The following is a 13,001-nucleotide window of genomic DNA, read 5'->3' as shown; positions in this document are numbered from 1 at the left end:
AAGTTAGATGATTATGTTTTGTCCTGTATCTATAGTGATATAGATAATGCCTATATCACTATAGATAAAAAATACCATTCACCTCAAATCCATTAATCAACGGTTTCCTTGGGCTTCTCCTGCACCAGTACCAGGTCACTCAACTTCACATTGATAGGTATGTTACCGATCTTTACAATTGCACGCTTATCGCGTATCTCCAGCACCTTACCTACCTGTCTGTTAGTGATTATTTTTACCTGGTCGCCCACCTGCACCTGACCGCTGATCTCTTCAAATTTATCCTTCACTTTCTTATCAAGTTGGTCGGTATGCTGCTTTTCACGGCGACGGAATAACAATATCTCTGCTTGCTTCATCACCTTCTCTTTATCATCCGCCCGCTTCCACTCTATCACAATCTGCTTCAGCTTCCGTTCCATATCTTTCAGGTATTGCAGGTCGTCTTCCTTAATCTGGTTCTGCAATTTCAATAAAGTATATTGCTGGTGCTTGCGTTCTTTATCTGCTAAAATTTCATACTCTTTCTTCAACCGCTCATTCTCCTTCAGCAATTTTTGCAGGTCTTTTTCTTTGGTCTCCACTTTCTGCAAATCCTGTTCCGCCTTATTCAGCAACTTATCCAGTTGAAAGTGACCTTCATCCACCAGTTTCTTGGCACGTGCAATTAAAGCCGGTTCCAACCCGATGCGCTCTGCAATAGAAAAGGTGTACGAGCTGCCTGGCTTACCCACCATCAGTTTATACATGGGCATGAGGGTTTGTTCATCAAAGCCCATGGCCCCGTTGATGATACCCTTCACTTTGTTGGCCATCACTTTCAGGTTAAGATAGTGCGTGGTTACCACACCATACGCATGTTTCTTCGCCAGCTCTTCCATGATCACTTCGGCAAAAGCCCCACCCAGATTAGGATCAGAACCACTACCCAATTCATCTATAAAAAATAACGTTTTACCGTTGGCGTTCTCCATGAAGTATTTCATATTCTTCAGATGGGAACTATAAGTACTCAGCTCAAACTCCAGCGACTGTGTATCTCCGATATGGATCATCAGTTGTTTGAAGATGCCCATCTGCGAAGTAGGATGCACCGGCACCAGCAAACCCGATTGCAGCATCAGCTGTATCAGTCCGATGGTTTTTAAGGTAACCGTTTTACCACCCGCATTGGGGCCACTGATCACAAGAATATGCGCATCCTTATCCAGGTTAATATTCACCGGAATAGTAGGCTTCTTGTTCTTACGGTTATACAATAATAGTAACGGATGATACGCCTGTGTTAAATGTAACTGTGGCTGCGGTAACAACATGGGATAGTTAGCATCCATGTCCAGTGCCAGTTTGGCTTTACCTCTGATAAAATCAAAGGTGCCCAGGATCTCATGGTAACCATTCAGCAAAAAAGAATAACCGCCCAAAGCGGCTGTCATGGCTTTCAGGATGCGATATACCTCGCGGCCTTCTTCTCTTTCTAACGACTGTATATCATTATTCAGCTCTATCGTTTCTTCCGGTTCCAGGAAGGCGGTTTTGCGCGTATCAGATTCACCATGAATAAGCCCTTTTACCATGCGCTTATTTTCAGCGTAGATGGCCACTACCCTGCGTCCATTCAGGAAGGCTTCTTCCTGATCCGCCAGGTAGTTGAGCTTCTGCAGCTTTTGCAGGATGCGGTCAAAGATGCGGCGCAGATCTGAGCGTTTACGGAAAAGCGACATCCGGATCTTTGCCAGTTCCGGAGATGCGTTATCACGTACCTGCCCCGTTTCATCCAGCACTTCGTCAATGGTGGCGGTGATCTTTTTTTCGTAATGTGTGTCTTTGATTACTTCAAACAGGCCGGCATACTGTGTACGCCTGTCGTGATCAAAAAAGCGCACAATGCTATGCATGCTTTCTGCCAGTTTGCGCAAAAGCATCGCCTGTTCACCTGATAAAACGGCTCCTTCAATAGACAGGAGGCGCAGTTCTTTTTTCAGGTTCAGAATATAATCATTGGGGAAATTTTCCTGCAACAGGGTAAGCTGTTTGTATTCATGTGCCTGTTGCAAGGCGGTTTTAACGTAGTCTATATGCGTATGCAGGCGGAGGTCCGAGGCCATTTCCTTGCCAAGTTCCGTTTTACAATGCTCTTGCAGTAATGCCTGAACTTTATCGAATTCCAACTGCATTAACGCAGATTCAGGAAAATATTTCAAGTGATATTTATTTAAAGTAAGAAGGCACAAACAATCGTCAGTTGTTTATGGCCAGTTAAAAGGTTTACTAGTGCACATATAAGCGCTGCCAACAAGGTGGCGGAGAAGTATTATCCGGGAAATTAATTATCTCTTTTTCATCGGCGATGTCATTATGCTATCAAACGTATCCGGTTATTCCCGGCTTTTTATATCTGTTCCTGCTGCTGCTGACGTATGTTTTCTTGATGCTTTCAGGGGCCTCATGGGTTCCTATAAACTGCAAAAGAATGTTAAAGTTACTTAACTTGTCGTACTCCTGCATCATTTATTACGTAATTTATCAAGGATACAGGTTTTATAAAGATGGTCAGACAGCCTGCAATCCGGCTACAGTATTATATTTGACAACATATTAAAGAATGATACATCTTTAAAATTTTATTTTTATGAGAAAATATGCAATATTCATTTGTTTAATAGCCACAGCACTTTTTGCCTGTGCGCAGCATAAAAAAGATAAAGTACCCGGCGATATGGAAGTAAGTAATAACGTAAAAACAGCAACGGCCACCTTCGGAGGCGGCTGCTTCTGGTGTACAGAAGCCCAGTTTCAGGAACTGGAGGGTGTAATAAAAGTAGAATCCGGTTATGCCGGCGGTGCTGTACCCAATCCTACCTATGAACAGGTATGCACTGGTACTACCGGCCACGCAGAGGTCATCCATATAACTTATGATCCTGCCAAAATAGATTATGAAGAACTGCTGAAAGCATTTTTCCTGAGCCATGATCCCACCCAGCTGAATCGCCAGGGTAATGACGTAGGCACACAGTATCGCTCCGTTATCTTCTATAATAATGATGAACAGCAAGAAAAAGCGGAATTCTACACCAAAAAATTAAAGGAATCAGGCGCATATGATAAACCCGTTGTAACGGAAATAGCACCGATGACCACCTTCTATAAAGCAGAAGATTACCACCAGAATTACTATAAGCAGAACGGATCACAGCCATATTGCACCTTTGTGATCAGGCCTAAACTGGATAAATTTAAAAAAGCATTTAAGGATCATCTGAAAAAACAATAACCAGGTAAGATTTTCAGATTTTGGGAGATAGCCATTTTGTTTTTAAGGAAGATATTCATCAGAAACTACATATCTATCACTCAAAATCTGAAAATGTTTTATTAACTTATGCGATAGTTAATAAAAACTGTTCCACCATTAATGATCACTGAACAAGCATGCCCCTCGTGCGGTAGTACTGACCTTATCCGCACAGTGCCGGAAAAAGACCCATTCAATGTAATGGTAATCTGCAACAAATGCCAGCGGGTTATTTCCGGAAAAGACACCACATCAGCTACCAGGGCACCAAAACGAGACATAGAAGAAAAAACTATCCAGCTTTGCCTCAACATGGGCCTTATCTATGGCATCAGGTATTACCTGTCGGAGATGCATAAACTGCCCGGCAACGAAATCAGCCTCTCAGAAGCTAAACAGGCAGTAGAAGCCATGGTAGAAGCCCGGGGTCTCACCAGCGCCATAAAGAAGCCTAATAAAAACGGCTGTGTGATTGCCCTGATCCTGCTGCTGCTCATCATTGCCAGCATCATCTTCTTCTTTACCCATAGATAAAATTTTTCCGTTCTCCCCGATTACCGTACTTTTGTACTGTAATAAAGTCAATTACAGAATGAACAACGGACGATTTCCTATCTCATTGCACATACTCACGCTGATGGCCAGCTATGAGGGGGAATGGTTGTCTTCCGACCTTATTGCCGGCAGTATCAACATCAACCCGGTACTGGTCCGCAAAGAAATCAGCAACCTGCGCAATCATGGACTGATAGAAAGCAAAGAAGGGAAAAACGGCGGCGCTACCCTGGCCAAACCGGCAGATAAAATCCGGCTGTCGGATGTGTATCATGCCGTACAACAGGCCTCCCTGCTGGGCAACAGCAAGAACAGGCCCAACCCGGCATGTGCAGTAGGCAAACAAATTAATCAGCACCTCGACAAGCTATACCAGGATATAGAAGGGGCACTATTACACAAATTAGATAAAATGAGCCTGGCCGACTTCTTACGCCAGTTCGGATAACATTCATCATCAACGGCATTGCTGCCATCAGGAGGAATAGCATGCAACTCAACGATCTCAAAAACATTACCAGCGATTTTAAAAGCAGTAACCAGATGCCCGTGTTATTTATCGGGCACGGTAATCCCATGAACGGTATAGCCGACAACGCTTTCACCCGTACACTAGGGAAAATGGGACAGGGACTGCCGCAAAAACCCAGCGCCATTCTTGTGATATCAGCACACTGGCTTACAAAAGGTACACATGTACTGGTAGCACCACAACCGCAAACCATCCACGATTTTGGCGGATTTCCGGAAGCACTGTACCAGGTACAATACCCCGCACCCGGCGCACCGGAACTGGCGCGCGAAACCAAACAACTCATTACTTCCACCAATGTAATAGAAGATGACCACTGGGGCCTGGATCACGGCTCCTGGACGGTATTAAAGCATATGTACCCCATGGCAGACATCCCGGTATTTCAGCTGAGCATCGATTATCAACAGCCACCGGAATACCACTTTAAACTGGCAGCGGAGCTGAAAGCCCTGCGCAGCAAGGGTGTACTCATCATGGGCAGCGGCAATATTGTACATAACCTGAGACAGGTGGTGTTCTCTGACAACGCCCAACCATTCGACTGGGCCGTTTCCTTTGATGCTACCGTGAAAGAGAAACTGGAACAAGGCGCCTTCATGGACCTGGTGAATTATCATAACCTGGGCAGGGAGGCACAATTATCCATCCCCACCAATGATCATTATCTCCCTATGATCTACACCCTGGGATTGGTGAATAAAAACGAAGAGATAAAATTTACTTACGAAGAAATACAAAATGGAAGCATCAGTATGCGATGCTTCCAAACAGCTTAATCAGCTCTTAAACTCTTTGCAGGATTGGCCATTGCAGCTTTCACCGCGTGGAAACTGACAGTGGCCAATGCTATTATCACTACCGCCCCTCCGGTGAACACAAATACCCATATGCTGATGCCAATGTGATAAGCAAAATGACTCAGCCACCGGTCCATTACCCACCATGATAAAGGAAATGCCAACGCCGCCGCTATTATCAGCAGTTGCAGAAAGTCTTTCGATAACATGCGCACAATACTACCGGTAGAAGCCCCTAATGTTTTACGTACACCTATTTCTTTTGTTCTCTGCACTGCCGTGAAAGCAGCCAGCCCAAAGAGTCCCAGGCAGGCAATGAATAATGCCAGCATGGCAAACAGCATAAATATCACTTCCTGCTTCTGCTCACCGGCATACTGTTTCGAAAAATTATCATCTACAAAACTATAGTCGAAAGTATGTTTCGGGTCAAATGAGTGAAAGGTTTTCTCAATGTAAGCCAATGCAGCAGGCACATCTGTCTTGCTCACCTTTACACACATATTATCTTCAAAACTTGGGAAAGGCGACATTTCCAATACCAGCGGTGCTATTTTATGTTGCAAAGAATAAATATGAAAATCCTTCATAACGCCAATCACTACACGCTCTACCCTTGTACCCTGCTGATCAATTTTAAACTGCAACCGCTTGCCTAACGGGTTCTCCCACCGCAATTCCTTTACAAGGGTTTCATTCACCAAAACGGCATAGCGCCGGTCAGCCTCTCCTGTGTCAGAAAAATTACGTCCGCTCTGCAGCGTGATACCCATTGTTTTCAGGTAATCTGCATCTACAAAAAAATTCTGCGCGATATATGATTCTTCAGAGATACTACCATTTCGCTCAAAGAAAAATCCATGTCCACCTATATTATTTCCTCCTATCGGATTACTGGCAGCAGCAGCATGCAGCAGCAGCGGATTACGAAGCAACTGCTCTTTCACCGCACGGAGCTTGTAGCGCATATCATTATCCGGAATATGAAAAGACAATACCTGGTCTTTATTGAAACCAAGATTGGTTTGCATCACATATTGCAACTGATCGTAAGCTACCAGTGTACTGGCTACCAGCACAATGGCAATAATAAACTGAAAAGTAACCAGTCCTTTCCTGAATCCCGCATGACTACCAATGCCCAGCTTGCCTTTCAACGAATTGATGACCCTGAACCCAGACATGAATATAGCAGGATAAATACCTGCCAGCAAACCGGTGAGCAAAGATAAAAACACAATAGTGCCCAGTGTACGGGCTATCCCGAATTGCCAGATAATAAAATGTCCGCCGCTGAATGTATTGAAAAACGGTAATGCCAGTATAACCAGCCCCATTGCCACCACTGCCGATATACCCGTTAACAACATAGATTCGATAAGGAACATATGAGCGATATCATCTCTTCCCGAACCCAGCGATTTCCGCACCCCTACTTCTTTTACACGAGCCGCTGCACGGGCAGTAGCCAGGTTCATATAATTAATACAGGCAATCAACAAAATGAGTAACCCTACACAAAGAAAGATGTAGATATACTGGATACTTCCATTAGAAGAAATTTCATAATCGAGATTAGAATGCAAATGAATATCGTGCACCGGCTGCAGCTCCATCTTATAGCTCACATTCCCCATCCGTGGTTTTAAATATCTTTCAAAAAACGCCGGGAGCTTGCTTTCCAGCTCTTTTGCGCTGGCTTCTTTATCCAGTAACAGGTACGTATATACGTCAAAATCCTGCCAGCCGTTTGCATTATGTGCCGGTGGTAATACCCGCAATGCACTGAATGAAAAATGAGAATTGGATGGTACATCTTCCATCACCGCCGTAACGGTGAAACTGGAACTATCATCCATCAGCACCGTCTTCCCCACTGCATCATCTACGTTACCAATAAGTTTTTGTGCCAGGGTACGCGTTAGCACCAGCGCATTAGGCTGCGACAATGCCGTAGCGGCATCACCAGCCAACAACGGAAAAGAAAAGACACTGAAAAAAGAACTGTCCACAAAAAACAGGTCCCCTACTTCCAGCCTCTTTTCACCACACTTCAATGCTGAACCTCCCTCCGGATCTACCCGCGTAATAGCCGCTATCTCCGGGTAATCCTGCTTCAACACGGCAGCAAACGGAGAAGAAGTACTGGCCAGTTTAAGATTACCGCCCGACCACGTAGCATGATTTACTGCGCGATAGATGCGGTCACTATGATTATAAAAATTATCGTAGCTGGTTTCCCGTTGTACATACAACAATAACAACCAGCAAGCAGCCATGCCAATAGCAAGACCGGATATATTGATCAGTGTGTAATACTTGTATCTGACGAGATTACGCCAGGCTATGAGCAGATAATTGCGAAACATAGTGATAGATTGCGGTTGAAAAAATCTCCCTCACCTTTCTCTTTCCGCTTACAAGAAATGAAAAAACATGCCATTCACATTTTCGCTAACAGCTAAACTATAATAAATTCTCATTTATTTCAATATGTTCGCTTTTGATACAAGTACTGTACGATATTATGCTTTGAGCAGATCCCCTTCTTTTTGCACGAGATTATTATCAACACTGATATCAATGGCTTTCAGGATCTCTTCTTTCATTTCTTCTGTTACCCGGCTATAACCAAACATTTTTGCAATGAAAGGCACTGCTTCTTCCCGTTGAATGGCCACGGCATCTTTCACTACTTTTTCCAGCGCAACACCCATTTCTTCTACAGAAATATAACTGATCTTACGCGCTGTAGCTGGCAACAGGCTTCTGTTACGTACAACAGGGTCCGGCAGGGAAGTATCCCAGAGAAACTGCCCTTTTATTTTTATTCTTTTACTGGCATCAGAATGCCGCACTGCATGACGCAATACCTCACGAATACGTGGCCCTACCCGTGTAATGCCCGCTGCTTCCACCATGCGCCGCGCTACTTCATCAAAATGCACAGGGCTTTCCACAGTTACTACCTGCTCTATCCAGTTACAAAGTTTTCCAATAGGCGAAAGATGAAATTCCTGTTCTTTAATGTCATCGGGTAATACGGCTGTTTCATAATCAGGCACTTCCGCTGCTGCTTCAGGCACAGCCTCCCGTGTTAAAGCCAGAGGCGCCTCTTTCACGATATCTGCTGCTACCTGGTCATCTATTGCTAAAGCTGCTTTTGTTTTTTCAATAACCGCTACCAACCGGTTTAATTCACGCGCCGGATAACGGAACCAATCTGTACTCCATATGCGGTGAATCTTCCAGCCAATACCCTCCAGCACCTGCTGCCGCAAACGATCACGGTCACGGGCAGAGCGGGCAGAATGATAGGCAGCACCATCGCACTCTATGCCTATCAGATAACGACCGGGATTTTCTGCATCTACAATGGCCAGGTCAATATAAAATCCTTTGGACCCTACCTGTTTCCTTACAATATAACCCAGCGCTTCCAGTTTGGCAGCTACATTTTCTTCAAACGGACTATCCGCCGGAAGGCCCGTCTCTGCAGTCATATAAAGCTTTCCATGCTGCGCGAAATACAGGAAATTCTTCAGCGATTGTATGCCATAACTTTTTGTTCTGTTGATATCAATATCATCTGCAGTAATATTGGTAAAAACTTCACAACGGGTTTTAGCCCTGGTAATTAATACGTTCAGTCTTCTTTCCCCTCCTTCATTATTCAGCGGACCAAATGACATGGCTACATACCCTTCTTCCGTACGGCCGTAACCGATAGAGATGAAAATTACATCCCGCTCATCTCCCTGCACATTCTCCAGGTTCTTTACAAAAAAGGGTTCATCCTGGTGACCAATAAAGAAAGATTCCAGCTCCGGAGATTTACGGCGGCGCAGCTCCAAAGCATCGCTGATGGCTTGTCTTTGTGAAGTACTAAATGCTACCACACCCAAACTCAGCGCCGGATTCTTACACGCATGCTCCATCACCGCATCTGCTACAATCTCCGCTTCCTTAGGATTGGTACGGGTTTTACCACGATCATACGCAGTATCTTTCAGGTGATGAAATACTAAACCCTTGCGTTCTTTTGAACCCGGACTTGGAAATATCACCAGTTTATTTTCGTAAAATTCATGATTGGATAATGTGATCAATGATTCATGGCGGCTTCTGTAATGCCAGCGCAGCATACGTTGCGGCGCACCCTGTGCATCGCATAATCCTAAAATACTCTGCATGTCAGCTGTCACGTTATCTTCATCATCCACTTCTTTAGTCAGTGAATCAAAGAAACTGGTAGGTGGTAATTGTTTGGTATCACCTACTACTACTAATTGTTTACCACGAAGAATAGCGCCCAAAGCCTCTACCGGTCTTACCTGGCTGGCTTCATCAAATATCACCAGGTCAAATTCCAGCACCGATGGTGGCAGAAAATTAGCGATAGACAATGGGCTCATCATAAACACCGGCTTAATGGTTTGTATAGCCAGACCCGCTTCCTGCATGAGTTTGCGGATAGGCATATGACGTGCTTTCTTGTTAAATTCTGTACGGAGTATGTTTACCTGTCCGCCTGCATCTACCCGGGGCATCTGCTCCCAGTGCTGCAACGCGGCACGGGCACGGTTATATTGTAAATTCAATACATCTACCTTGCGAAACTGCTGTACCATTTCCTCGTGACCGGCACGCTCAAATTTGCGCAGCGCCGGCTGCGACTTCACCGCTGTTTCTACCAGGTATTCGTACCACGTTTTTTGCAGAGCCGTTTTCAACAAACGGTGTGCCTCGCTCCAGTCGCGGGCCGGCGTGATAAGGCATTCCAGCCTTTCCCCGATGGCTGTTTCCATCACATTATTCCAGGAAATAGCATGATATATTTCCGGAAGTTTATCCGTCCATGTTTGCAATTGTTGTTGCTGCGCTGTAAATAAAACAGGATACGCAACATTATCCATTTCCAGCTTTTGCAGCACCTGTCTGCTACACTGCTGTTGTTCCGGTAACAAACGCAATAATATTTCCTGGTCTGCACGGGCAGCAGCGGGATCTTTCGTTTTGCTGAGATAGTCCAGCACGGCCGGCGGACAGCTACCTTCTACAATGCGTTGATGCATTTCCGTTAGATAGGCTGCAGCGGTGGATAATGTGGCCCAATCAGTTTGTGATTTCTGCCAGCGGCTGCCAAACAGTGTTTTAGCCAATGCAGCATGTTCTTTCAATATGGTATCATGCCTGCGATATTCCATGATGGTATCTACATACTGCAGTTTGTCATCATTATCTTTTGGCAGTGGATTTTTACATAATGCTGCCAGCTGTTTATTGCTGCGCTTATAAGCACCTATCAGGAACTTATACCATTTGGTGCCATGTGCCAGCAGATCCTGGCGGATCTCCATCACATTTTGCTCCCACGCTTCCGGGATAAAAACAGCTCCGTATTGCTGCTGAATATCAGTAGCACGGCAGCCGGCAGTCAACCACTCATCGATATCCTGTTTATTCAGCCACCATTCTTTACGTGTAATATCCAGTTCATGTAAATCAGGCTGACGGGCAATCAGGTCGCATATAGCAGCCAGCTGCTCCACAGCGGTAGCTTCCCGGGGAGAGGCAATGCCCATCTTTGTCGCAATGCCAGTAGCGGCTTGCTCCAAGGCAACTAATGCCGCCAATGCAGCTTTCAATAATTTAGACAACGCCTCCTGTTCATGCGGCAATAACACAGTGAGGCGGCTACCCCGAAATGCTAATTCCGCAGGTACGCCTGTTACCTGCAAACATGCCTGGATGCGCTGCGCCAGTGCCGTAGCCCTGTTCATAGTAGCAGCATCCCAGTTTTCAATTTGCGGCAATTGTAATACCGGTAATTCAATACCTGCTATTTCTTCGTTTAGCCGTAACAGGTGGCCTATCACCTGGTGTGCATTCAGTCCGCTTTTTTCGATAGCACCGTTTACAGACAGGCAATAGTCATTCAATTCTTTTTTGTAACCGCCGAGTAACTGCACTTCTTCCTGTAACTTCTGAATAGAAGGGCGTCCCAGTTCCAGCACGCGCCGTAGCTCCTGATGCAGTTCTTTTTTATTGGCTTTATGACTGTGTAATTCCAAACAGGCTTCTCCCAGCTGAATATTATCCAGTCTGCGTTTCACCACTTCCAGTGCAGCCATCTTTTCAGCTACAAACAATACTTTTTTTCCTCTGCCAATAGCATCTGCTATGATGTTGGTAATGGTTTGCGACTTACCGGTGCCTGGAGGTCCCTGTATCACGAGGTTGCGGCCTTCCTGCACTGCCAGCATAGCCATGATCTGTGAGCTATCTGCATCTACTACCTGGAAGAGTTCATGTGCATTCGTATCGTTATCAATAAACGCATCTTCCGATGCTTGTGGTAAATTGTCCGAAAACCCGCCACCAAAAAGACTTTGAATAACCGGGTGCGTAAGCATATCATCTTCCTGTTGCCATTTGGAAGCATCCAGGTCGTTATAAATCAGGAATTTGCCGAATGAGAAAAATCCTAACTCAATTGCATCCGCATCTACTTTCCATTTAGGCATATTCTCTACTGCTTCAGCCACTGCAGCAAAATAAGCCTGCACATCAAAATCTTCTGTTTCCGGTAAATCCGGAATAAAAAGATTGAATTCCGATTTCATTTTTGCTTGCAGCGAAATATTGCCGCCTACTTCTTCCAAAGAATATTTTAAACGGAAACGCTCGCGCGCACTGGACCTATCCAGCGATACCGGTATCATGATCAGTGGTGCTAACCGGGCTTCTTCGCTCCCTGCATCTTCATACCAATGCAACATACCCAGCGACAGATACAGGATATTCACCCCCTGCTCTTCCATACTCATCCTGGCGGCATAATAAGTATTCAGCAGCTTCGCATGAAGACTCACTTCATTTTCATTCGTCTGCAAACGGGTATCCGTTAACGCTTCTTTTGAAACCGGCTCATTGTACACCACCTCCGCATCATCCTTTTTCTTGTCGGGACGTCCTAAAAAAGACATGGTTTTACCATCTCTCACCAGTATTTCATAAATGGCGGCAGACTGTTCCTGTACAATATGTAAACCTTTGCTGGCGGGCAGCTTGTAATTCAACAAGGGGTTCCGAAGACCTAAATCAAGTAATTCCTTGCGGGATGATTCAAGTTTGGTTAATATGGATGCGATCATAATTGCTATCGAAGTAATGAAAAACGTTACAAATATAATTTTATAAACGGTGAAGGACGTGAAGAAGTATATAAAAAAAGAAAATGCAATTGCTTTTTACTACTATAAAAATAATCCTAATGCTTAACTGCATTATCATCACGTTTTTCAGCGATTAGCCGGGAGAAAAATACAAACCAGTTTTCCATCCATAGTGCTAACAGGTATCTCATTATTGTGAGTGAGCATATAAATCCCGGTAAAGACTTCGTGATGTTGAATATACAAAAAATAAAGACCGGATGATATCCTGTTTTATACCTGATCTCACGATAACGCCTATACGTTGTGTATCATTGCTGCAGTTATGCATTGCAGCAGTAATAATTTATTATTAATATCAATCACCGGAGAAGTAAGCAAAATCAATTTTCATGTCGCAATTTTGCATGATCAACATTGTTAACCAACATTGTTAACTTTTGAAAAATTGCTACAACTAAAACAGGGATAAAATGAAAAAAGCCCGCAGAATGCGAGCTTTTTGAGTGTCCCGGATTGGATTCGAACCAATGACCTACTGCTTAGAAGGCAGTTGCTCTATCCAGCTGAGCTACCGAGACTTATGTTGTTGTTTTCCCTGTTAATGTCAAATAAATTGCTATATTTATCTTTCGTTT

7 protein-coding genes and 1 tRNA gene are annotated in these 13,001 nt (G+C 44.5%); 4 read left to right on the top strand and 4 right to left on the bottom strand.

The window, feature by feature from the left end; genetic code table 11:
* Window positions 1-92: 92 nt before the first annotated feature.
* Entirely contained in the window at window positions 93-2,204 is a 2,112-nt protein-coding gene (locus tag CLV51_RS13605; protein WP_106528567.1) for an endonuclease MutS2, read from the bottom strand.
* 428 nt (window positions 2,205-2,632) lie between these two features.
* On the opposite strand from CLV51_RS13605, the gene msrA reads away from it, so the two are divergent.
* The 4 genes from msrA to ygiD all read left to right on the top strand — a co-directional run bounded on the left by msrA (window position 2,633) and on the right by ygiD (window position 5,164).
* The gene (gene msrA / locus CLV51_RS13600) at window positions 2,633-3,277 is read left to right on the top strand and encodes a peptide-methionine (S)-S-oxide reductase MsrA (RefSeq protein ID WP_245898715.1); all 645 of its coding nucleotides are present in this window, start codon (window positions 2,633-2,635) and stop codon (window positions 3,275-3,277) included.
* A gap of 141 nt (window positions 3,278-3,418) precedes the next feature.
* Complete coding sequence (locus tag CLV51_RS13595) at window positions 3,419-3,832, top strand: hypothetical protein (protein WP_106528566.1); 414 nt, start codon at window positions 3,419-3,421, stop codon at window positions 3,830-3,832.
* Between the two features lie 58 nt (window positions 3,833-3,890).
* Window positions 3,891-4,301, top strand: coding sequence for an Rrf2 family transcriptional regulator (locus CLV51_RS13590; RefSeq protein WP_106528565.1), 411 nt, complete (start codon window positions 3,891-3,893; stop codon window positions 4,299-4,301).
* A gap of 41 nt (window positions 4,302-4,342) precedes the next feature.
* Window positions 4,343-5,164, top strand: a complete 822-nt coding sequence (gene ygiD / locus CLV51_RS13585) for a 4,5-DOPA-extradiol-dioxygenase (RefSeq protein ID WP_106528564.1) — start codon at window positions 4,343-4,345, stop codon at window positions 5,162-5,164.
* Here ygiD and CLV51_RS13580 read toward each other — a convergent pair.
* From CLV51_RS13580 to CLV51_RS13570, 3 genes are all read right to left on the bottom strand, one after another.
* Window positions 5,161-7,554 (bottom strand): ABC transporter permease, encoded by a 2,394-nt coding sequence (locus CLV51_RS13580; RefSeq protein ID WP_106528563.1) that lies wholly within the window; start codon window positions 7,552-7,554, stop codon window positions 5,161-5,163. The two genes, ygiD and CLV51_RS13580, sit on opposite strands and share 4 nt — an antisense overlap.
* A 156-nt stretch (window positions 7,555-7,710) precedes the next feature.
* Complete coding sequence (locus CLV51_RS13575) at window positions 7,711-12,342, bottom strand: DUF3320 domain-containing protein (RefSeq protein ID WP_106528562.1); 4,632 nt, start codon at window positions 12,340-12,342, stop codon at window positions 7,711-7,713.
* A 528-nt stretch (window positions 12,343-12,870) separates the two neighbouring features.
* A tRNA-Arg gene (locus CLV51_RS13570) sits at window positions 12,871-12,944 on the bottom strand.
* Window positions 12,945-13,001: the final 57 nt, after the last annotated feature.

The organism is Chitinophaga niastensis, from assembly GCF_003014755.1.
Lineage (GTDB): Bacteria > Bacteroidota > Bacteroidia > Chitinophagales > Chitinophagaceae > Chitinophaga > Chitinophaga niastensis.
Note: the sequence above shows the minus strand (reverse complement) of the source record. Positions and strands in the feature narration are given on the sequence as shown.